Annotated in this window: 22 protein-coding genes; 2 read left to right on the top strand and 20 right to left on the bottom strand. The window is 59.6% G+C overall.

Features of this window, described 5'->3' with window-relative positions; all coding sequences use genetic code 11:
* Window positions 1-37 precede the first annotated feature (37 nt).
* From ACR0KS_RS05695 to ruvC, 16 genes are all read right to left on the bottom strand, one after another.
* Window positions 38-343 carry a chorismate mutase gene (locus tag ACR0KS_RS05695; RefSeq protein WP_170386281.1) on the bottom strand — a complete coding sequence of 102 codons (306 nt, stop codon included), beginning with the start codon at window positions 341-343 and terminating at the stop codon, window positions 38-40.
* 58 nt (window positions 344-401) lie between these two features.
* Entirely contained in the window at window positions 402-2,078 is a 1,677-nt protein-coding gene (locus ACR0KS_RS05690) for a formate--tetrahydrofolate ligase (RefSeq protein WP_170565618.1), read from the bottom strand.
* A gap of 165 nt (window positions 2,079-2,243) precedes the next feature.
* Window positions 2,244-2,819 (bottom strand): MOSC domain-containing protein, encoded by a 576-nt coding sequence (locus ACR0KS_RS05685; protein ID WP_170565621.1) that lies wholly within the window; start codon window positions 2,817-2,819, stop codon window positions 2,244-2,246.
* Window positions 2,820-2,916: 97 nt separating this feature from the next.
* Window positions 2,917-4,833, bottom strand: coding sequence for an ATP-dependent zinc metalloprotease FtsH (ftsH, locus tag ACR0KS_RS05680; RefSeq protein ID WP_170484523.1), 1,917 nt, complete (start codon window positions 4,831-4,833; stop codon window positions 2,917-2,919).
* 76 nt (window positions 4,834-4,909) lie between these two features.
* Entirely contained in the window at window positions 4,910-6,163 is a 1,254-nt protein-coding gene (gene tilS / locus ACR0KS_RS05675; RefSeq protein ID WP_170565625.1) for a tRNA lysidine(34) synthetase TilS, read from the bottom strand.
* Window positions 6,160-6,987, bottom strand: coding sequence for a tol-pal system protein YbgF (ybgF, locus tag ACR0KS_RS05670; protein WP_170484518.1), 828 nt, complete (start codon window positions 6,985-6,987; stop codon window positions 6,160-6,162). Before ybgF ends, tilS begins: the two co-directional genes overlap by 4 nt.
* A 4-nt stretch (window positions 6,988-6,991) precedes the next feature.
* Window positions 6,992-7,501, bottom strand: a complete 510-nt coding sequence (gene pal, locus ACR0KS_RS05665) for a peptidoglycan-associated lipoprotein Pal (protein WP_170386262.1) — start codon at window positions 7,499-7,501, stop codon at window positions 6,992-6,994.
* Between the two features lie 88 nt (window positions 7,502-7,589).
* On the bottom strand, window positions 7,590-8,909 hold the full coding sequence (gene tolB, locus ACR0KS_RS05660; RefSeq protein ID WP_170565628.1) for a Tol-Pal system beta propeller repeat protein TolB: 1,320 nt from the start codon (window positions 8,907-8,909) through the stop codon (window positions 7,590-7,592).
* Window positions 8,906-10,000, bottom strand: a complete 1,095-nt coding sequence (locus tag ACR0KS_RS05655) for an energy transducer TonB (RefSeq protein ID WP_170565631.1) — start codon at window positions 9,998-10,000, stop codon at window positions 8,906-8,908. The genes tolB and ACR0KS_RS05655 overlap by 4 nt, the downstream gene beginning before the upstream one ends.
* Before the next feature lie 9 nt (window positions 10,001-10,009).
* On the bottom strand, window positions 10,010-10,486 hold the full coding sequence (gene tolR, locus ACR0KS_RS05650; protein ID WP_152457226.1) for a protein TolR: 477 nt from the start codon (window positions 10,484-10,486) through the stop codon (window positions 10,010-10,012).
* Between the two features lies 1 nt (window position 10,487).
* Window positions 10,488-11,183, bottom strand: a complete 696-nt coding sequence (tolQ, locus tag ACR0KS_RS05645) for a protein TolQ (protein ID WP_170484512.1) — start codon at window positions 11,181-11,183, stop codon at window positions 10,488-10,490.
* A gap of 110 nt (window positions 11,184-11,293) precedes the next feature.
* Complete coding sequence (gene ybgC / locus ACR0KS_RS05640) at window positions 11,294-11,677, bottom strand: tol-pal system-associated acyl-CoA thioesterase (protein WP_170386250.1); 384 nt, start codon at window positions 11,675-11,677, stop codon at window positions 11,294-11,296.
* Window positions 11,674-12,297: a hypothetical protein gene (locus ACR0KS_RS05635; protein ID WP_170565636.1), complete on the bottom strand. Its 624-nt coding sequence runs from the start codon at window positions 12,295-12,297 to the stop codon at window positions 11,674-11,676. Before ACR0KS_RS05635 ends, ybgC begins: the two co-directional genes overlap by 4 nt.
* A gap of 61 nt (window positions 12,298-12,358) precedes the next feature.
* The gene (gene ruvB / locus ACR0KS_RS05630) at window positions 12,359-13,378 is read right to left on the bottom strand and encodes a Holliday junction branch migration DNA helicase RuvB (protein ID WP_170565639.1); all 1,020 of its coding nucleotides are present in this window, start codon (window positions 13,376-13,378) and stop codon (window positions 12,359-12,361) included.
* Between the two features lie 4 nt (window positions 13,379-13,382).
* On the bottom strand, window positions 13,383-14,054 hold the full coding sequence (gene ruvA / locus ACR0KS_RS05625) for a Holliday junction branch migration protein RuvA (protein ID WP_170565642.1): 672 nt from the start codon (window positions 14,052-14,054) through the stop codon (window positions 13,383-13,385).
* Entirely contained in the window at window positions 14,051-14,548 is a 498-nt protein-coding gene (gene ruvC, locus ACR0KS_RS05620; RefSeq protein ID WP_170386237.1) for a crossover junction endodeoxyribonuclease RuvC, read from the bottom strand. Before ruvC ends, ruvA begins: the two co-directional genes overlap by 4 nt.
* A 334-nt stretch (window positions 14,549-14,882) precedes the next feature.
* On the opposite strand from ruvC, the gene ACR0KS_RS05615 reads away from it, so the two are divergent.
* A complete protein-coding gene (locus ACR0KS_RS05615; RefSeq protein ID WP_170386233.1) occupies window positions 14,883-15,095 on the top strand; it encodes a DUF1127 domain-containing protein in 213 nt (70 codons plus the stop codon).
* Window positions 15,096-15,204: 109 nt separating this feature from the next.
* Here the strand turns inward: ACR0KS_RS05615 and ACR0KS_RS05610 are convergent, their stop codons facing one another.
* The 4 genes from ACR0KS_RS05610 to ACR0KS_RS05595 all read right to left on the bottom strand — a co-directional run bounded on the left by ACR0KS_RS05610 (window position 15,205) and on the right by ACR0KS_RS05595 (window position 20,098).
* The gene (locus tag ACR0KS_RS05610; protein WP_170484504.1) at window positions 15,205-15,549 is read right to left on the bottom strand and encodes a hypothetical protein; all 345 of its coding nucleotides are present in this window, start codon (window positions 15,547-15,549) and stop codon (window positions 15,205-15,207) included.
* A 97-nt stretch (window positions 15,550-15,646) separates the two neighbouring features.
* Window positions 15,647-16,525, bottom strand: a complete 879-nt coding sequence (locus ACR0KS_RS05605) for a 50S ribosomal protein L11 methyltransferase (RefSeq protein WP_170565645.1) — start codon at window positions 16,523-16,525, stop codon at window positions 15,647-15,649.
* 64 nt (window positions 16,526-16,589) lie between these two features.
* On the bottom strand, window positions 16,590-17,822 hold the full coding sequence (locus ACR0KS_RS05600) for an MFS transporter (protein ID WP_170386223.1): 1,233 nt from the start codon (window positions 17,820-17,822) through the stop codon (window positions 16,590-16,592).
* A gap of 80 nt (window positions 17,823-17,902) precedes the next feature.
* On the bottom strand, window positions 17,903-20,098 hold the full coding sequence (locus ACR0KS_RS05595; RefSeq protein WP_170565648.1) for a primosomal protein N': 2,196 nt from the start codon (window positions 20,096-20,098) through the stop codon (window positions 17,903-17,905).
* A gap of 92 nt (window positions 20,099-20,190) precedes the next feature.
* Here ACR0KS_RS05595 and fsa point away from each other — a divergent pair, with 92 nt between their 5' ends.
* Window positions 20,191-20,844: a fructose-6-phosphate aldolase gene (fsa, locus tag ACR0KS_RS05590; protein ID WP_152457215.1), complete on the top strand. Its 654-nt coding sequence runs from the start codon at window positions 20,191-20,193 to the stop codon at window positions 20,842-20,844.
* Window positions 20,845-20,980: the final 136 nt, after the last annotated feature.

Raw genomic sequence — 20,980 nt, 5'->3', positions numbered from 1 at the left:
CTTCCTTGAAAACGGATCGGGCGTTTGAAACGCCCGGTCAGTCAGCGCCGAGAACACGTTCCTCACGTGCAATCGACCAATCTATCAATATGCGCCACATCTGCTCGGCCAGATCCGGGTCCATGCCCAGATCATCCGAGCTTGCACGCACACGCTGAACCACGTCTTCGACACGATCCGGAATGCGAGCGGGCAGTCCTTCGGCCGGTTTCAGTTGCGCAGCGCGATCGATATACCCCGCGCGCGTCACCAACATCTCGATCAGTTGGAAGTCCAGCTTGTCGATCTGAGTCCGCAGTTCCTGCATCGAATGGCAGTCTTGCGGCGGTGTCAGAGTGGGCATGTTCGTCTCCTCATGGCCCGGGGATGTCCCCGGACCACGAGATGTCTCATTTGAGGGCTTAGAACAAGCCCTCGATCTCACCTGCGTCGTTAAGACAGATGGTTTCGGCGGCCGGTTTGCGGGGCAGACCGGGCATGGTCATGATCTCACCGCAAACAACCACGATAAAGCCGGCACCGGCGGACAGGCGGACCTCACGCACAGGGACCGAGTGGCCGTTGGGCGCGCCGCGCAGCGTCGGGTCGGTCGAGAATGAGTATTGCGTTTTCGCCATGCAGACCGGCAGGTTGCCGTAGCCTGCGTCTTCCCAATCGCGAAGCTGGTTGCGAATCTTGTTGTCGGCCAGAACCTCGTCCGCGCGGTAGATGCGCTTGGCGATGGTTTCGATCTTCTCAAACAGAGGCATCTCATCAGGGTAGATCGGCGCAAAGTTTGCGGAACCACCTTCGACGATTTCAACAACTTTTTCGGCCAGTGGCGCGGAACCTTCCGAACCAAGCTCCCAGTGACGCGACAGGATTGCCTCGACACCATGCTCGCCGCAATAGTCTTTCACGGCCTGAACCTCGGCATCCGTGTCGGTGACGAAATGGTTGATCGCGACGACGACCGGAACACCAAACGACTTAACGTTTTCGATATGACGGCCCAGGTTGGCGCACCCGGACTGAACGGCGTCAACGTTTTCGGCACCCAGATCGGCCTTGGCCACGCCGCCGTTCATCTTCATCGCGCGCACGGTGGCGACCAGCACCACCGCCGACGGCGCGATGCCCGCCTTACGGCACTTGATGTTCATGAACTTCTCGGCACCCAGGTCAGCACCAAATCCGGCTTCGGTCACGACATAGTCAGCCACTTTCAGCGCGGTTTTGGTCGCGATGACCGAGTTACAGCCGTGTGCGATGTTTGCAAACGGACCGCCGTGAACAAAGGCCGGGTTGTTTTCAAGCGTCTGCACCAGGTTCGGCTGCATCGCATCCTTCAGCAGAACGGTCATTGCGCCTTCGGCTTTGATGTCGCGGCAATAGACCGGGGTCTTGTCGCGGCGGTAGGCAACGATGATATCGCCCAGACGCTTTTCCAAGTCTTTCAGGTCGTTGGCCAGACACAGGATCGCCATAACCTCAGAGGCCACGGTGATGTCAAAACCAGCCTCACGCGGGAAACCGTTCGACACGCCGCCCAGCGAGGCGGTGATCTGACGCAGCGCGCGATCGTTCATGTCCACAACGCGACGCCATGCAACGCGACGGATGTCGATGTCGCATTCGTTACCCCAATAAATGTGGTTGTCGATCATTGCCGACAACAGCGAGTGGGCCGAGGTGATGGCGTGGAAGTCGCCGGTGAAGTGCAGGTTCATTTCCTCCATCGGAACAACCTGAGCGTAACCACCACCCGCGGCACCCCCCTTCATGCCAAAGTTCGGGCCAAGCGAGGCTTCGCGAATACAGATCATCGCGTTCTTGCCGATGCGGTTCAGACCGTCGCCCAGACCTACGGTGGTGGTGGTTTTGCCTTCACCCGCAGGGGTCGGGTTGATCGCGGTGACAAGGATCAGCTTGCCATCCTCGCGGTCCTGGACCGAGTTGATGAAGTCCTGGCTGACCTTTGCCTTGTCGTGACCATAGGGCAGCAGATCGTCACTGGAGATGCCCAGCTTGGCGCCGATTTCCTGGATCGGCTTTTTGTTCGCTTCGCGAGCGATTTCGATGTCGGATTTATAGCTCATTGGGCAAGATCCCTGATTGAATGCCGTGCAAACCAGCACAAAAAGGCCGGTGCTGCTCAATCCATACCGTTGTGTACCAAGTAAATGGATATGGATTCCGACATAATCGCGCCGCGAAACGGCGTAGCGTCAACCTTACAGCGTTCAATCGGAAACGCCCGGCGTTTATGGTGCCCATGATCGCTGATCGGGAACAAACAGCTTCAACTTGTCGCCAAGGTTCAGTTTTCCCGGCCTTTCCACCCACGCGGTGACGCCGCGACGCCCTTCTGCGGCGGGTTTGAACGCGGCTCCATGCCCCGGAAGATCAGATTCGATTTCGCGCCCCGGAATGACGCAGGGGCGATTCTCCATGTCCACAGTGATCGTTGCACCGTCTGGCCCCTGCAGGCGCGAGGATGGAGGGATATGCGTGAAGTCCGGAATACCACGCAGCAAGATGCTGACCCCAAGAAAACTGGGATCCAGATTCTTCAACCCCATCTCTGCCGCCGTTGCGTCCATTTCTTCGGCAGAAAGCACCGAAAGCTGGCGCACATTGCGGATTTCGGTCCCCTGCGGGTAAAGGTTTCTGACCCGCACACACGAGGCCCGATTGATGCCTTCGTGCCGAGCACCCGAATCGCCGGAAAAATCCAGTTGCAAAGACCCAACCGCCTGAGCGCGGATCGAGTCGCCGGCGGGGACGTGACCCAGCCAAACCACCTCTGCCGTGAAATTCGTTTCGCGCAGGACCGGCATGATCTCTCCTTCCACATCTCAGGTTTCTAAGTGGCAATAGAGTTCACACAGCGTGGTTTGAAAAGAAAAAAGACCCGGAAGAACCCGGGTCTTTTCGTTATGCTGTCGGTTCCGGTTCCATCCCGCCATCGGGCGGAGATTTCTTGACCTTCGTTTTCGGGATGGCGGTAACGCTTGGCGCGTTGCCCTCATCGGGGCTGCCGCCTTCGTCGTCACCTTCGGTCGGTGAATCACCGTTCATGACACGTTTGATTTCGTCGCCCGTCAGAGTTTCATACTCCAGCAGACCCTGCGCCAGACGCTCCCATTCCTCGTTCTGATCCGTCAGAATTTGGTGGGCGCGCTCATAACCCTGCTGGATCAGGCGCTTTACCTCTTCTTCGATCAGTTCCTTGGTGTGGGCCGAGACCGAGAAACCAGCGGTGTTGCCCTGATACCCCTCGTGCGCTTCGGCATAGTCGATATTGCCGACCTTGTCCGACATGCCCCAGCGCATCACCATGGCGCGAGCCAACTGGCTGGCCTGCATGATGTCACCGGCCGGGCCGTTCGACACGTGATCCTCACCGTATTTGATCACCTCAGCAGCTTTACCTGCCATCGTCATGGCCAGCTTCTGCTCACACTCATCACGGTGATAGTTCAGACGGTCCATTTCCGGCAGTGACACAACCATACCCAGCGCACCACCGCGCGGAATGATTGTCGCTTTGTAGACAGGATCACACAACGGAAGGGTCAGACCCACCACGGCATGACCGGCCTCGTGATAGGCGGTCTTTTCCTTCTGGTCCTGAGTCAGCACCATCGAGCGGCGCTCGGCCCCCATCATCACCTTGTCCTTGGCGTTCTCAAAGTCTTCCATGGTGACGAAACGACGACCAACACGTGCCGCCATCAGCGCGGCCTCGTTCACGAGGTTCGCCAGATCGGCACCCGAGAACCCCGGCGTCCCGCGCGCAATGATGCGCAGATCGACATCGGGGCCCAAAGGCGTCTTGCGCGCGTGCACGCCCAAGATTTTCTCGCGCCCTTTGATGTCGGGGTTACCGACAGTCACGTTACGGTCAAACCGGCCCGGACGCAGCAGAGCTGGGTCCAGAACGTCCTTACGGTTGGTGGCCGCCAGAATGATGACGCCTTCATTGGCCTCGAACCCGTCCATCTCGACCAGCAACTGGTTGAGGGTCTGTTCGCGTTCATCGTTGCCGCCGCCATACCCGGCGCCACGGTGGCGACCCACGGCGTCGATCTCGTCGATAAAGACGATACAAGGCGCATTCTTCTTGGCTTGCTCGAACATGTCGCGCACACGTGATGCACCCACACCGACGAACATCTCAACAAAGTCCGAACCCGAGATGGTAAAGAACGGCACACCCGCCTCACCCGCAATGGCACGCGCCAACAGGGTTTTACCTGTACCCGGAGGCCCAACCAGCAGCGCGCCTTTCGGAATCTTACCACCCAAGCGGCTGAATTTCTGCGGGTTGCGCAGGAATTCCACGATCTCTTCCAGTTCTTCCTTGGCCTCGTCGATGCCAGCCACATCGTCAAAGGTCACACGGCCATGCTTTTCGGTCAGCATCTTGGCCTTGGACTTGCCAAAGCCCATCGCGCCGCCTTTGCCGCCGCCTTGCATCCGGTTCATGAAATAAACCCAGACACCGATCAGCAGCAGGAAGGGAAGCAAGGTGATCAGGAACGATTGAAAACCGGACTGTTGCTGTTTTTCAGCACGCACCGGAATGTTTTCGTCGATCAACAGCTTGGTGACTTCGGCGTCACCCGGCTTGATCGTCACATAATTTGCGCCGCTTTGAGTGGTATAGCGAATCTGCTCACCATCCAGCGTCACATTCTTGACCTCGCCGCCTTCAACAGCGGTCACGAAATCGGAATAGGTTCTTTCATTGCTCTGAAGCGTTCCGCCTGGTCCGCTGAACAAATTGAACAGTGCAAGGATCAGCAGAAACAGAACGACCCAGAAGGCGATGTTACGAGCGTTGCCCAAGAAAAATCTCCCAAAAGATTTCGGCAGGTGGGGGTCTACCGAGTTGCTCTATAAAATAGAGATGATTCAAGCAGGTTCAATGCGATAAAAACGAACAGTGAAACTCGGACCTATTCTGCACCAAATTGGCCTGCCACCCATTACCAAAGCCAGCTAGGGGCGCAGACAGCAATACATCGCCATCCCACACCGCCGGAGTGGACAGCAGCGCCGCGCGTGGCTTTCCCAGCGCTCTCCATCCTTCAACGGTGTTCAGGCCGACCTCTCCGAGCGGTCCAATACGCGCGTTGGATGCCGGGGGGCCGGACAAAATCCAGCGTTTATCCCACGCCTCTCCGATCGCGCACCATTCGTCGGTCACCGCGTTTAGTTCTCTGCAAATCCACGTATTATTGCCTTTTGGGATCAGCATACAGCCACCGATGGTGCTGGGTTCGCCCTCTAAGATCGCGGCGATTGCTTGATCTGTGGCCGCACGGCGCGGTGGATATCCCGCACCGGCGATCCATGCCAGACTGCCAACCAGCAGACGGCGCTGTATTTCACCCGGAAGAAGCGAAAACTTCGCCCTGTCGATACAGACATCGCCAGAATCCGCGATGAGCACACGCCCTGCGGATTCCTGCGTATAGAGCGCCAAAGCCGCGTCCGCTTGGGCAAGATTTTCGGCGACACGGGTCAAAGATTGGGCAGAAATTCCAATACCGCTCAAAGTCTTCAACGCATCGCGGGCCTTGATCCGGTCAAATCGCCTGTCGTGATTCGAGGGGTCTTCGATCCAATCGGCGTCTATCTCCTTAAGGTACGCACGCAACTGCGCGCGCGTGACGCCCAGCATCGGCCGCAGCAAGTCTATGCCGCCCGTTTTACGCACTCTGGCCATCCCGGACAGGCCCGTCACGCCCGAAGCCCGCCCTAACCTTAAAAGCAACGTTTCGGCCTGATCGTCCGCAGTGTGACCCAGCGCAATCGAGCCAATTCCATTGCGATGCGCCCAGTCCGTCAGCAATTGATAACGGACCTGCCGCGCCTGATCCTGAAGGTTTCCGCGCCCATCCCACTGCTGCCAGATCAACGTTTCGTGCGGCACGCCCAAAGACTTCGCACGATGGGCCACCCACTCGGCCTCGTCTGCGGACTCGTCGCGCAGCCTGTGGTCTACCGTCGCTGCGAACAGCTCGATCTGTTCGGTTCTGGCGATATCGCTCAGCAGGTGCAGCAACGCGACCGAGTCACCACCGCCCGATACCGCAATGCCCAAACGGGCTGGCAAGTCCTTTCCCAGCCGCGCCCTGATCCCGGTTCGCAAGATGTCTGAAATTTCGGTCAAGAACAGCCCAGCGAAGCCATTTCCTGCGTCGCAGCCGAGGCCGCAGCCGAGCCCGGAAAGCGCACACCGACTTCGCTTAGGGTTATGCAGGCCTGATCAATTTGTTCCAGCCGCCCGAGTGCCGCCCCCAATTCAAACAGGGCTTCGGGCGCAAATGTGCCTTCGGAGTCGCCGGTAAAACTGGCCAGAAATGCGCGCGCGGCCTCGCGGGTGTCGCCCAGACCCTGCAACGCATGTCCCCGCCTCAGGTGAGCCTCTGGTGCGAGGGGGCTTCCGGGATAGGATGTGTCAAACAGCGCGAATTGTTCGGCCGCCGCCTGAAAGTTGCCGTCGGCCAGAGACTGTGCAGCGGCGTCAAAATCGGCACGCTCACCAACCGCGAGTTCGCCCTGCTCTGAGACCAGCGGAGTTTCTTGGGTCACGGACGGAGCCGCCGCCGTGATCTCTGTGTCGCCGCCCAAGGTCGTTGTTTCACCCAGCGTACTCAGATCGCCGCCTTCAAGTTCAACCAGACGGAACTCAAGATCACCGATCCGGTTGGTGCCATCGGTGACGACATTCTGAACCCGCTGATTCAACTGCTCGGTCTGGCGCGTCAGGCGCTGCAATTCAGCCTCGATCGCGTCCACACGTTCCAGAATTGAACTGCCGGACAGGTTTGGCGCTGGCGAACCTGTCGTCGAAAACTCGCGCTTGAGACGCTGAATTTCCACGTGCAGCACCGTCAGCTCCTGCCGGATATCGGCCAGAGTCTGCTGATCCTGCGCTTGTGCCACTCCAGCGGTCGCTACGACCGCGGCCAGAACCCATCCTGCAATTCTCATCGTCTTACCCCAAGGTTGAACCGGTCAGCACCGTCACCGCGCGGCGGTTCTTGGAATAGCAATCCTCGGTGCTGCAAATCTCGATCGGGCGCTCTTTGCCATAGCTCACCGTCGTCAGGCGATTACCCGCAACACCGCGAGAGATCAGATACTCGCGGGCCGCATTTGCGCGACGCGCGCCGAGGGCGAGGTTGTATTCACGCGTGCCCTGTTCGTCTGCGTGCCCCTCGATGGTCGCGGCAAAGTCGGGGTTGGCCAGAAGCCAGTCCGCCTGGCCCTGCAGGACCGTTTGCGCCTGCGGTGTCAGCGTTGACTGGTCAACAGTGAACAACACGCGATCGCCCACGGTTTGCTGGAAATATGCCGGTGACCGCGGATCGCTTGGCGAACCGGGCGCGATCGCACCATTAGCGCCGCTGCCAAATCCACCGCCCAGCGCCGACGGATCGTTGCTGGTACAGGCGGCCATCACACTCAGCGCGCCCAAAGCTAAAACTTTGCTCAATACGTTCATTTCAGGTGCCTCGTCATATTATCTGTTTATTGCCGTCTCTGTATCACAGTGCAGGTTTTTTGTGAACTTTTCCAAGCCCCTGCCCCGATCAATTCTGCAATGGACCCCATGACGGGTCACTTCCGCCATCCGGTGTCCGCACCGGGCGCAGGTTTCGTCCCGAAATATCCACCGAGTACAACGTCGCCCGACCACTTGCGCCCTGCGTTTCGCGCGTGAACATGATGACCCGACCGTTGGGCGACCATGTCGGCCCTTCGTCCAGAAAGGACGAGGTCAACAGGCGTTCTTCGCTGCCGTCCGTGCGCATCACGCCGATATGGAACCGGCCCTTATTCTGCTTGGTAAAGGCAACCAAATCCCCACGCGGCGACCAGACAGGTGTGCCATAGCGCCCCTGACCAAAGCTGATCCGCGTCGCCTCGCCCCCATTGGCGGGCATGATATAGAGCTGCGGAGTGCCCGAGCGGTCGCTTTCAAAAACGATCTGCGACCCGTCGGGGGAATAGCTGGGCGCGGTTTCGATGGCAGGCGTATTCGTCAGACGCACGCTTTGCCCTGACGCCAGGTCCATCTTCCACAGGTCCGTGTTGCCGCCCTGAATCAGCGAATACACGATCGAGCGACCATCGGGCGAGAACCGGGGTGAAAAGCTCATAGTACCGCCCGGTGTATTCAGCTCGGTCCGGCGGACGCTATCAACGTCCAGCACATAGATGCGCGGCTGGCCGGTTTCATAGCTGGTATACAGCAGCCGGTCGCCCGTGGGCGAAAACCGCGGAGCCAGAACGATGGCAGCGCTGTCGGTCAGGTACTGCACATTCGCGCCGTCATAATCCATGATCGCCAGACGTTTCAGGCGCTGGTCCTTGGGTCCGCTCTCGGACACAAAGGCGACACGGCTATCAAAATAAGCGCCTTCGCCTGTCACACGGCTGTAAACCTGATCGGCAACCTTATGCGCCATCCGCCGCCAGCCATCGGTGGTGCCCGCAAACTGTAGGCCATTGCCCAGTTCCTGACCCGAAAACACATCCCATACCCGAAAGCGCACTGTCAGCTTGTTGCCCGACACGTTCACAGCGCCGGTCACCAGCGCCTCGGCGTTGATGGCCTTCCAATCGGCAAACTGAACCGGAGCATCAAAACTGCTGACCCGGCTGATGAACGCATCCGATGAAATCTCACGAAACAGCCCGGTTCCCGTCAGATCAGCCGCAACAACCCGCGAGATGTCCTGCGCGAATTGGGCAGCAGCCGGGTTATCAGGTACGAAACTGGGCACCGCAAAGGGCAAGGGTTCGATGATCCCCTGATCCAGTTCCAGACGCAGCGGTCCGTTCTGGGCATATGCAGGGGCCGTCAGCATCGTCAGGCCCAGCAACAGGCTGGTCAGAAATCTCATCATTTGATCCGCATCCTCTCGGGATTGAATGTAATCTCAATATCCTGCCATTGCGCGTATTTGTCAGCAGGCAGGTCGTATCCTTTTGCCCCACAGCGCAAAATTGCACGTCTGGCAGCCTCATATGCCTGGCTCGCGGACCCGGCAGACCCGCCAGAACTGTCGATCATGCGCAAACTGCCGCCAACCACCTTGCCGTCCGGCGTCAGCGAAAACGCCACGACAACAACAGTCTGCAGCGCATCCGTTGACAAAGACCCAACATTCCAGCACCGCGAAACGGCCAGTCGCATCGCGTCCTTCTCGCCGCTGGTCAACGGAGGGCCAGAGGGTTCGCTGCCTTGGCCCAACGCCTCTGCCAGAGCGTCCTGAATGGCGCTTTCGTCGGCTGCCGGGGTCTCGGGTTCTGCGGTTTCAGCGACTTCGGGCTGGGCTGGCGGTGTTGGCCGGTTCGGACGGACCTGAGGGCGCGGAGACGATCGGGGGGCGTATTCCTCTGCCTCTTCAGCCTCGGTCACGATCTCGTCTGTGGCCTCTTCCGGGGCAGTCTGGTCTTGCTGCTCCTGCTGGATTTCTGCGCCTTCGTCCAGTGACACTGCCGGTGTTTCGATATCATCCGGAGCCGCCTCGGGCGGGGGCGGAGCAACAGGCTCGGGCGCGACCTTGTCCGCTGGGCGCGGCTGCGCTTCGGGGCCGGGTGGAACGGGCAATGCCGCAATTTCAGTGTCGGGCGGAGGGTCCAGTGCAGGGGGTTGTTCCACTTCGACAGGCGCGGGCGGCGGCTCGACCGCCTCTGGCTCGGGGTCCGGCTCTGGCTCAACCGCCTCCGAAACTTCCGAGGATGGCTGCCCCTCCTCAACGGGTTCAGGGGTGGCCGTGTTATCTTGCGGTTCTTCAGGCTGCTGCAAGGTCGATGGCGTCGGCACCTCGGGCGCGTCGCGCTGAGCGGTCATCGCCGCGAACTGCTCAGCCGAAATCACGGAAACATCCTGCACGGCCATAGGCAAAGGCTCGGACCGAAAGGTGCCGCCGAACAAGGCCCACCCGATCAGAGTCACATGGGCGATCGCCGAGATCTTGGTGCCGGTATCCACCGCGCGGCCTCACTCTCCACCTTCGTCCAGTGTCGGGCCGCCGGTATCCGTCACCAGCCCCACATTGGAAAAACCGCCCGCATTCAGCGCGCCCATGACCTGCATCACCTGCGCATAAGGGATCGCGCCATCTGCGCGCAGGAACACGCGATCACTGCTCCGTTCTGCCGCGATTGCGCGCAGTTTGCCAATCAACTCTTCGCGCAAAACATCCGTGGTCTGGATTTGCACCCGCCCGTCAGCAGTCAACGTCACGGTCAGCGGTTCTTCATTGTCGCCGGGCAATGCGCTGGCGGCAGTTTTGGGCAAATCAACCGGAACACCAACGGTCAGCAGAGGCGCGGCCACCATGAAGATGATCAGCAACACCAGCATGACATCGACAAAAGGCGTCACGTTGATCTCGGCCATCGGCTGGGCGCGACCCCGACGCCGTCCGCGCCGACGCCCATTCCCGCCCGAGGATTGCTGAACCGCAGCCCCCATGTCAGCTATCCAACTGGCGCGACAGGATGGTCGCGAATTCGTCGGCGAACGCCTCGTACCCGCCTACGATCCGGTCACTATCGGCGCTGAGCTTGTTATAGAAAATTACGGCCGGGATCGCGGCCAGCAGCCCCAGACCCGTGGCCAGCAACGCCTCGGCAATACCGGGGGCGACAACGGCGAGGTTGGTGTTCTGCTGCTCGGCAATCTCGATAAAGGCGTTCATGATGCCCCAGACCGTGCCGAACAAACCGATAAACGGCGCGGTCGAGCCAACCGTCGCGAGGATTGGCAACCCCTTTTGCAGCGTTTCAGCCTCTTTCGCTATCGCCACATCCATCGACCGGTCAATCCGCGCGGTTGCCCCGGCAATCAACCCTCCATCGGTGCGATGGGACCTGCGCCATTCGATCATGCCAGCCGCGAAAATCTTTTCCGAGCTTCCGTCCGGCTGCGTGCCAATCTGTTCAAACAGTTCGTCCAGCGGATTGCCTGACCAGAAGGATTCATCAAAAACCTGCGCCTCGCGCCGCGCGGCCCGATAGTTGATGAGTTTCTGGATAATGATGCCCCATGACCAAATAGATGCGCCGATTAGCATCAGCATCACCAGTTTTACGACAAAGGTCGCGCGGGCATACAGCCCCCACATGGAGAAGTCGATCTCCTGCGCCAGCGCCAGCGTTTCAGCTTCCATGAACCTGCTCTTTGTTTTTGCCTGACGGCCGTTCTTTTGGCCTTGTTTTGCCAAACGCTAACGCAGTTGGGTATGAAAAGCCAACAGAACCACCCTTGACCCGCAAATTGTTACAACAATGCGCGAATCTCTGCCGGAAGACGCACCGGCTTGCCCTGCGCATTCATGCAAACGGCGGTCACTGTCGCGCGAAAGACCTCGGTCCCGTCGCGTGTTACGACCTGATCCATGGTCAGGCGCACACCCGAAACAGAAGCGACTTCGGTTTCCACGATCAGCTCGTCTTCAAACTTGGCCGGAGCCAGATAATCCGCCTCGATCCTGCGGACGACCCAGACAATACCAGCATCGCGCATGGCGTTCTGATCGTTGCCCAGTTTACGCACATAGTCGGATCGCGCACGCTCGATGAACTTCAGGTAGTTTGCGTGATACACGACACCGCCCATGTCTGTATCTTCGTAGAAAACCTGAACGGGATACACATGTTTCATTGCGGCTGCTCCAACCTCGCAAACAATCGCAGAGCGTGCGATGGGTCCTGCGCGACGCTCGGCAGAACTGGATCGTAGGCCGCACGGATCAGTCCGGCAATGTCCGGCCTCAGTATCGTCGCGTCACCTGCAATCGCCAGCGGCGACGCGCTGCGAAAAGCAGCGTCAGACCACAGTAGGATCGTCTGCACCACCTGACTCAGCGCCAAGGTTTCAGCCGGAATTTTGGCCAGTTCCTTGTCCATCCGAAGGAACACGAACGCCGCCCGGATCGACCCGTCCTCTTCAAACCTGAAAATACGGTACTGATTGGCATCCGCCGCAACCAGTCGCTCGACCAAGGGGGCTAGATCAGGCACCAGGCGGTCCAGATCCGGAACCTCAAGCAATTCCTTCCAATCGCGGAAGAAGAAGACCATGCAGTTTGCGCCCAGTTCCGGGTCGGTCTCGGCCATTTTGTGACCGGCAAGGGTGACGACGGCTTCAAACGCGCCTTTGACGGTCGCCAGCGTTTCGTCTTCCACACCAAAAACGATGGGCACGATGGGGCGACCCCAGCGTGCAAACAGGAACTCGCCGCTTTCGCGGGTGAACAACGCTTGGATGTCTTCGGGTGTCACGCGCAATCCTCGGTGGTCACAAATGGGTTGCTCGAACCCTTAAAAGCTATGGCGACCAGCTTCAACCAAACAGATCGCTTTGTCCTATGGGCGCGGCCATTCCAAGATGAGTCCACGCCTTCTGCGCCAGCATCCGACCGCGTGGCGTGCGTTGGATCAAACCCTGTTGCAGCAAATACGGCTCGATGACTTCCTCCAGCGAGTCGCGGCTTTCCGACAGCGCCGCCGAGAGCGTCTCGATGCCAACGGGTCCACCGGCGTAATTCTCGGCAATCAGCGTCAGGTACCGCCGGTCCGCACCGTCTAGTCCAAGATTGTCGACCCCCAGCCGGGTCAACGCGCCATCGGCCAGATCGCGGGTAATGTGACCGTCGCCTTCAACAATGGCAAAGTCCACCACGCGCCGCAGCAGTCGGCCGGCAATACGCGGTGTTCCGCGTGACCTCCGGGCGATCTCACGCGCGCCATCGTCGTCAGCGGGCGCACCCAGTTTGCGGGCGTTGCGGGTGACGATCTCGTGCAGCTCATCCACGGTATAGAACTGCAACCGCGTCGGGATGCCGAATCTGTCGCGCAGCGGAGTGGTCAGCAGGCCCATCCGCGTCGTGGCCCCGACCAGAGTAAAGGGCTGCAGCTCGATCCGAACCGTGCGCGCCGCCGGGCCTTCACCGATCACCAGATCAAGCTCAAAATCTTCCATCGCGGGGTACAGAACTTCTTCAACCGCCGGGTTCAACCGGTGAATCTCGTCGATGAACAGCACGTCGCGCGATTCCAGATTGGTCAGGATGGCCGCCAGATCACCCGCCTTGGCCAACACGGGGCCAGAGGTCATGCGGAAATTCACCCCCAACTCACGCGCCATGATCTGCGCCAGCGTCGTCTTGCCCAACCCCGGAGGGCCGTGGAACAGCGTATGATCCATCGCCTCGCCCCGTTGCCGGGCCGACTGGATGAACACGCGCAGGTTCGCGCGCGCCTCGGCCTGCCCGATGAATTCATCCAGCCCCTGCGGACGCAGGGCGCGGTCATTGTCCTCGGGCAGCGGATCAGGGCGCAGGGTGGGATCAGCGTCTACCATTCACTCAGCCTTTCGGAGCCAGCAGCTTCAGCGCGGCGCGGATCAAATCGGCTTCGCCCGCTTCGGGCTGGCTGGCGGCGGCTTCGGCCACGGCGGATGCAGCATCAGACGGGCCATACCCTAGATTCGACAAGGCCGACAACGCACCAGCAGAGGCCGCAGCGTTCCCCGACGCAGGTTTGACAACGCGTTTGGGCGCAGGTTCGACCGCCTCGACAACCTCAAGATCAGGGCCGTCCATCGCCTCGGTCACCGTACCGCCCATCGCCATCACGCCCGGCGCTTTGTCCTTGAGGTCCAGAACGACGCGCTGTGCTGTCTTCGGGCCAACACCCTTGGCAGCCTTCACCGCGCCCCAATCGCCCAGCGCAATTGCTCGGCTTACGCCATCCGGTCCCAGCGCCGATAGGATAGCCAAGGATACCTTGGCCCCCACCCCCTGAACCGAGCACAGCAGCCGATGCCATTCCTTCTCGACCAGCGACAAGAAGCCGTAAAGCTGCATCAGGTCCTCGCGCACGACCATGTCAGTATAGATCGAGACCGCCTCGCCCACCCCCGGCAGAGCGGCCATTGTCCGATCCGAGCAATAGACGATATATCCCACCCCGCGCACGTCGATCAGAACGTGATCCGCCGCGCGGTAGTCCAGCCGCCCTGTCAGTTTCCCTATCATGCCCGAACCTCTTTCATTCGCGCCTGGGGCGCTGCACCGTAATATGAGTGACAGATCGCAATAGCCAGCGCATCTGCGGCATCCGCGCCTTTGGGCTGGCACCCCGGAAGCTGGAGCTTGACCATATGCAGGACTTGCTCTTTCTCGGCGTGGCCAACGCCCACCACCGTTTTCTTCACCCGGTTGGGCGCATATTCACCAATCCTCAGCCCGGCCTGCGCAAGCGTCAGCAACGCCACCCCGCGCGCCTGACCCAGCTTTAGCGTGCCCGCACCATCCTTGTTCACGAAGGTCTGTTCGATTGCCGCCTGTTCGGGCTGGTATTCCGCAATGACCTCGACAATCTGATTGTGCAAAGACAGCAGCCGCTCGCCCAAGTCATCACCATCTGACTTGCACAAACCATTGGCGACATGGCTCAGGCGGCTGCCATGCGAATCGATGACGCCCCATCCCAGGGTTCTGAGACCCGGATCTATGCCCAGAATTCGCATTTTTTGCCTCGGCCTGCTCGGGTTCTTGTGATCTTAAAACCGAATTAGCACGAAGCATGAACATTTTCCAAGTGTATTGACCCGCAGTCCAAAAACGACATCCCTGTTCCGGGTCCGACAAACTGGTCAAATTGCGACAGCGAAAAGTCTGTTTTCGACACGTTTTCTTTCGGAAAAATGGCCATAAAATTAAGGGCTTTTCACGCCATATTAGCTTTGCAGAAAACGCATAGGACACATGCAATTTCTGCGCTTGTATAGCCAGATTTAGATCACTAGATGCCGCTCAGATCGAATGATCGAGACATGAACTTTAACCAGAAGGAAACAGGATATGGCTGCACTGGATACCACCCGCGCCACCACTGGCTCGTTCGGCCTTGCTGGCCGTATCGGCGCATTTATTGCGTCGGCTGTCACCGCCGTTGTCGAATGGAACGACGCCCGCGTTACCCGAAACGTTCTGAATCGCCTGACGAACCGCGAACTCGAAGATATTGGTCTTTGCCGAGGCGACATTGATGTCGTCGCGGAAGGTCGTCGGTAGGGAATAGCACACCCCCACCACTCACTCGCCCCTTCCTCCTCCCTCGGGGGCAAAGTAGAACGCCGCGCATCTTTCAATGCGCGGCGTTTCTAGTCAGAGCGGACGAAACTCAGCGAAGGAACTTACCCAACTGAGCCGAGATATGTTCTGAGAGCGGATCAATTTGCATCACCCAGGCACCGGCCTTTTCAACCGACGTACCCTGAGCCAGACTATCGACCCGATACTGATAGGCAGACGAGCCGAGACTTGTCAGCAGAAACGTCTTGAAGGCAAACAGGCCAACGAGACACAGCAGCAGAACCTTGGCAGGCACGGCAGACTGCACACGCTGCGGCCGCATCACGACCAGACCATCCTTGCGCATCGTCGCGCGATAGCCGCGGCTTAGCTTGGCGTGCTTTTTGTTCAGACGACTAATGCGCCGATCAAATTCCAGTTGTTTTCCAGTCATGGCAGCCTCCAAAAACCGCCCCCGTTCACACGTTTAGACGGTAGATTGAGATTGCGACAAAAGCGTGGCGAGAATCCACAAAACTCCTGTAAATGGTCTAATTTCCGCCCTGTTTGCTTAAGATTAGCGTTGTCCACTCACCAATTTCGGAACGATTGGACAGATTAAATCCGTTTTGGAGATAAACGGAAATGACGTCATCCGCCTGCTCGTTGAGGATTCCCGAAAGGATTGCATAACCACCGACTCGCAGATTCGCGGCGATTTCCGGCGACAAGGCGACCAGTGGCCCCTTGAGAATATTCGCAAATATCAAATCGTATGGCGCATGGGATTTCAGATCCGGGTGATCAAAGCCTGCCGCTTCGACACACTTTACCTGTCCGGCCATACCATTGGCCTTCAGGTTGGCTTCAGCGACATCAACAGCCACCTGATCAATATCGCTTGCGATGATGTCCCCGTCCCAGACCCGCGCAGCGGCCATAGCCAATACAGCGGTCCCGCAACCGATATCGGCGACCTTTGCGGCGGCAAAGCCTTCGTCCAGCAGCAGGTCCAGCGCTTTCAGGCACCCCAATGTCGTACCGTGGTGCCCGGTCCCAAAGGCCATAGCTGCCTCAATCAGCAACGGGATGCGGCCTTCGGGCAGTTTATCCGCGTCATGACTGCCATAGACAAAGAACCGCCCGGCCTCGACCGGTGCCAGCTCGCGTCGAACATGAGCGACCCAATCGGTCTCGGGCAACTCAGAGACGACAAACGGCTTGGCCTCAAACGCGGCGGCCAGTACCGCCAAGGCGGTTTCATCCGGGGTTTCGGTGAAATACCCCCCAACTTCCCAAAGGCCCGAGCCGTCTTCGACCTCGAATACGCCAACACCTGTTGGTTCAGGCTCCAGACGCTCCATCGCCTCACCCAAGCCCTCGGCGGCCTTTTTGCCAGTCAAAGTGGTCAGCGCGGTGAAAGTGGGCATATGGGCCTCCTGTGTCATCTGCCACAGCGCCTATGGCCACTAACGGCCGAGGTCAAGCGCCGGCTTATTCCGCAGGTGCCGGAGCGTATTTCGACAGGATGGTTTCATTCCCAGGCTCAGGGTGGCGCGGGATCAGCAGAGACAGCGCCAGTGAGATTAGAGCCATTGCCGCAGCCAGCGCAAACACGGCACCGGGCGACACGACCCAAAGCAACCCCAAAAGCGCAGGCAGGAACACGGCGGCAATATGGTTGATCGTAAATGCCACCGCAGCTGTGGGCGCGATATCAGCAGGGTCCGCGATCTTCTGGAAATAGGTCTTCAAAGCCAACGCCAGTGCGAACAGGACGTGATCGATGACATAGAGGATTGCGGCCAGCACCACGCCCCAACCAAACCAATAGATCCCGCCATAGGCTGCAAACACGATAGCCAGACCTGCATATTCAAAGATCAGCGTGCGACGCTCGCCGAAGACCGACACCGCCTTGCCCAGCATCGGAGCGGCAGCAATGTTGATCATCAGGTTAATCAGGTAGAGGCCAGTCAGTTCGTGCACTTCAAACCCGAATTTTTCCACCATCATAAACCCGGCAAAGACAACGAAAATCTGCCGCCGGGCACCGGCCATGAATTGCAGCGCATAGTACAGCCAGTATCTGCGGCGCAGGATCAGTTTCTTGGTCTGCGGCGTGGGCGCGTCGAATTGCGGGTAGGCGACCAGGCAAAACAGCGCCAGCAATGCAGTAACCCCTCCGGCGGCCATGAAGACCGTATTGTAGGAAAGATCGAACCGGTCCCATGTCAGCACGATCAGCCCGTAAACCACCGCCGTTGCCGCCGAACCCATCGCCACAAGCCAGCCCAGCACCTGCGGCGCCCGGTCCTTGGGCAGCCACTGCAACTGCAACGACTGGTTCACGGTTTCGTAGTAGTGAAACCCGATCGAGCTAAAAAGGGTGACGAACAACAATCCACCAAGGCTTGGAAACCACGCAGTAACCGCCGTCGCGACGCCCAGCATGATCAGGGAAATCATGGCCAGCACCTGTTCACGAACGAACAGGATCACGGCAATTACGCCGACAGCCAGAAAACCCGGAATTTCGCGGACCGTGTGCAGCAGCCCAATATCCGCTCCGTCGAAATTCGCGACTTCAATCACGAAATTATTCAACAGCGCGCTCCACGCGTTGAACGCGATGGGCATGGTCAATGCCATCACGAACAAGAGCGTAACGGGACGACGCCAGAACGGAAGGCTCTGCGCCTCGGAAAGGGGCATTGGTTTCAGCATGGGACTCCCTCTACGCCTATTTTCGCGCTTTGGCGAGGGGGCAGCAGCCCGCGCACAGTCGATCTGCGTGGATGCAGAGATCAGTAGAAACTTTGAGGGTCAATATCCACCGTCAGGCGTATATCCCCCTTCAATCGCAAGGGGGCAATCCACCGGGCAATCGCATCCTGAATGGGCGCGCCTTTCGGAGCCTTGACCAGCAGTCGCACCCTGTGCCGCCCCCGTATCCGGGCGATCGGCGCGGGCGCAGGACCGAATATCTGCGCGCCGATGTCACGCAAAGGTGCATCGTTGCGCGCCATCGCGTTGCCTATGTCGAAAACCGGCCCAACCTCTGGCCCCGAGAGGACAATTCCAGCCATGCGCCCATAAGGAGGCACGCCCGCAGCCTGACGACCTGCTGCTTCGGCTTTCCAGAACCCTTCCTCATCCCCTGACAGAATAGCGCGGATTACGGGATGTTCAGGCTGGAAAGTCTGCAAAAGCGCCTGCCCCGGCTTGTCCGAGCGCCCTGCCCGCCCTGCAACCTGCCGCATAAGCTGAAAAGTCCGCTCGGCCGCGCGCAGGTCGGCACCGTGCAGGCTGAGGTCCGCGTCTATCACACCCACCAGCGTCAGCTTGGGGAAGTTGTGCCCCTTGGCCACTAGCTGCGTCCCGATAATGAGATCCGCGTCGCCTTCGGCAATCTCTTCAATCTTTGCCTTCAGCGCGCGGGCCGAACCGAACAAATCGGAGCTGAGCATCGCGATCTTGGCCTCGGGAAAGGTGGCCTCTGCCTCTTCCGCCAGCCGTTCGATCCCCGGCCCGACCGGGGCCAGCTTGCCCTCGACCCCGCAAGAAGGGCAGGCTTCGGGCATCGGCTTCGTCTCACCGCATTGATGGCACATCAGACGTTTGAGGAACCGGTGTTCGACCATCCGCGCGTCGCAATGGTCACAGGCGATCTGTTCGCCGCACGCCCGGCACAATGTCACCGGGGCGTAACCGCGCCGGTTGATGAACAGCAACGACTGCTCACCGCGCTCGATCCGTTGCCGCACTGCCTGCCGCAGCGAGGGGGAAATCCACGTCCCCGGCTGCATCTGCTCGGCCCGCATGTCGATGGGCTTCATCTCGGGCAAAACCGCCGCGCCAAAGCGCGACGTCAGGTCGAGCCGCTCATATTTCCCGGCCTCGGCATTGGCCCAGCTTTCCAGCGACGGAGTGGCACTGGCCAGAATCACCCGCCCTCCGCAAATTGAGGACCGCAGGACCGCCATGTCTCGCGCACTGTAATGCACGCCGTCTTCCTGTTTGTACGAGGTGTCGTGTTCTTCATCGACCACGACCAGCCCAAGATCCCTAAACGGCAGAAACAGCGCGGACCGAGCGCCCACGACCAGTTGCGCATCCCCCTGCCCAACCATCCGCCAGACGCGCCGGCGTTCGGTCATGGTTGCACCCGAATGCCACTCGGCCGGGCGCGCGCCAAACCGCGCCTCGACCCGGGTCAGGAACTCGGCGGTCAGGGCGATTTCGGGCAGCAGCACCAGCGCCTGACGTCCCATGCGCAAGGTTTCTGCCACGGCCTCCAGGTAGACCTCGGTCTTTCCCGATCCCGTGACACCTTTCAACAACGTCGTGCCGTAATCGCCCGTTCGAAGACCGGCCTGCAACCTTTCGACCGCAGCCGCTTGATCACCCGAGAGTTTCTTCCCCGGCAAATCAGGGTCCAGTCGCGGATAGGGCAGATCGCGCGGGCTGTCTTCCTCGCGCACGGCCCCCAGTTTCACCAACCCCTTGACGACCGACGATGTAACCCCCGCCTGCTCTGCCAGTTCCCTCAGGGTGAAGGCCAAACCTCCAAAATCACGGAGCACCTCAAGAACACGAGTGCGTGCATCTGTCATCCGATCCGGCTCGGCAGTCCCTAGCCGATAGACCTTCCTCATCGACGGCGGATCGCCCAGCCCCGGCGCGCGGGTTGCCAGACGCAGCATTGCGGGCATCGGCGTCAGCGTGTAGTCGGCCACCTTGCCCAGAAACAGGCGCATCTCTTCGCGCATTGGCGCGACCTCAAGCACTCGGATCACCGAGCGCGCCTTGGCCAGATCAAAGCCCCCCTGCCCCGGCCCCCAAACCACGCCCAGAACCTTGCGCGGACCCAGAGGCACCTCGACAAACGCGCCCAGAAAACACCCGCCTTCGGGCGCCTTGTAATCCAAGGTCCGGTCCAGCGGTTGCGTTGTCAGCACCGCGACCAGCTCACCTTGATTGAAATACTCCGGGCTGCTCAAAACTGGTGCATCCTCAGCAGGGGGTTTCAGCGTGGGTCTCTTTGAGGTAAAGGCATCCGCGACCAAGGCCAACCCATCAAAGGACTGCCCTCATGAAATTCTTCGTAGACACAGCCGAGATCGACGCCATCGCCGAACTGAACGATCTGGGCATGGTGGACGGCGTGACCACCAACCCCTCGCTGATCCTGAAATCGGGCCGCGACATCCTGGAAGTCACCAAAGAGATCTGTGATCTGGTCGACGGCCCGGTATCCGCCGAAGTCGTCGCGACCGAAGCCGACGACATGATCGCCGAAGGCCGCAAGCTGGCCAAGATTGCGCCCAACATTGCTGTGAAAGTTCCGCTGACCTGGGCCGGTCTGAAAACCTGCAAAACCCTCAGCGACGAAGGCCAGATGGTCAACGTGACGCTGTGTTTCTCGACCAATCAGGCGATTCTGGCGGCCAAAGCAGGCGCGACCTTCATCTCGCCCTTCATCGGTCGTCTGGACGATATCAACCTCGACGGCATGGACCTGATCGCTGACATCCGTCAGGTTTATGACAATTACGGGTTCGAGACTGAAATCCTTGCGGCTTCGATCCGCACCGTAAACCATGTGACCGACAGCGCCCGGATCGGTGCCGACGTGATCACCGCCCCACCCGCTGTCATCAAAAAGCTGGCTGATCACCCGCTAACCGACAAGGGGCTTGAAACCTTCCTTGCTGACTGGGCCAAAACCGGTCAGAAAATCCTCTGATTGTCCACACGACCGCGCGGTGCCGTCAGGCACCGCGCCCGGCCCAACTGCATGGAACCTGATCTCTGATCAGGCCCAGACAGGCGGGAGTTCCCCCAAACGCTCGAAATCCGGTCACTTTGGCATTTTTCCCAAG

The sequence above is a fragment of the Ruegeria sp. BC7 genome, from assembly GCF_056539165.1.
The sequence above is the reverse complement of the archived record's forward strand: the minus strand, read 5'-3'. Positions and strand labels throughout refer to the sequence as shown.

Excerpts from the sequence above, each read along its gene's own strand:
- tolB (WP_170565628.1), bottom strand. The coding sequence starts at position 8,909 with ATGATGAGATTTCTGACCAGCCTGTTGCTGGGCCTGACGATGCTGACG.
- ACR0KS_RS05690 (WP_170565618.1), bottom strand. The coding sequence starts at position 2,078 with ATGAGCTATAAATCCGACATCGAAATCGCTCGCGAAGCGAACAAAAAG.
- ruvB (WP_170565639.1), bottom strand. The coding sequence starts at position 13,378 with ATGGTAGACGCTGATCCCACCCTGCGCCCTGATCCGCTGCCCGAGGAC.
- ACR0KS_RS05600 (WP_170386223.1), bottom strand. The coding sequence starts at position 17,822 with ATGCTGAAACCAATGCCCCTTTCCGAGGCGCAGAGCCTTCCGTTCTGG.
- ACR0KS_RS05615 (WP_170386233.1), top strand. The coding sequence starts at position 14,883 with ATGGCTGCACTGGATACCACCCGCGCCACCACTGGCTCGTTCGGCCTT.
- ACR0KS_RS05695 (WP_170386281.1), bottom strand. The coding sequence starts at position 343 with ATGCCCACTCTGACACCGCCGCAAGACTGCCATTCGATGCAGGAACTG.
- tolR (WP_152457226.1), bottom strand. The coding sequence starts at position 10,486 with ATGGGGGCTGCGGTTCAGCAATCCTCGGGCGGGAATGGGCGTCGGCGC.
- ACR0KS_RS05605 (WP_170565645.1), bottom strand. The coding sequence starts at position 16,525 with ATGCCCACTTTCACCGCGCTGACCACTTTGACTGGCAAAAAGGCCGCC.
- ybgF (WP_170484518.1), bottom strand. The coding sequence starts at position 6,987 with ATGAGAATTGCAGGATGGGTTCTGGCCGCGGTCGTAGCGACCGCTGGA.
- ruvA (WP_170565642.1), bottom strand. The coding sequence starts at position 14,054 with ATGATAGGGAAACTGACAGGGCGGCTGGACTACCGCGCGGCGGATCAC.
- pal (WP_170386262.1), bottom strand. The coding sequence starts at position 7,501 with ATGAACGTATTGAGCAAAGTTTTAGCTTTGGGCGCGCTGAGTGTGATG.
- ruvC (WP_170386237.1), bottom strand. The coding sequence starts at position 14,548 with ATGCGAATTCTGGGCATAGATCCGGGTCTCAGAACCCTGGGATGGGGC.
- ybgC (WP_170386250.1), bottom strand. The coding sequence starts at position 11,677 with ATGAAACATGTGTATCCCGTTCAGGTTTTCTACGAAGATACAGACATG.
- tolQ (WP_170484512.1), bottom strand. The coding sequence starts at position 11,183 with ATGGAAGCTGAAACGCTGGCGCTGGCGCAGGAGATCGACTTCTCCATG.
- ACR0KS_RS05685 (WP_170565621.1), bottom strand. The coding sequence starts at position 2,819 with ATGCCGGTCCTGCGCGAAACGAATTTCACGGCAGAGGTGGTTTGGCTG.
- ACR0KS_RS05610 (WP_170484504.1), bottom strand. The coding sequence starts at position 15,549 with ATGACTGGAAAACAACTGGAATTTGATCGGCGCATTAGTCGTCTGAAC.
- fsa (WP_152457215.1), top strand. The coding sequence starts at position 20,191 with ATGAAATTCTTCGTAGACACAGCCGAGATCGACGCCATCGCCGAACTG.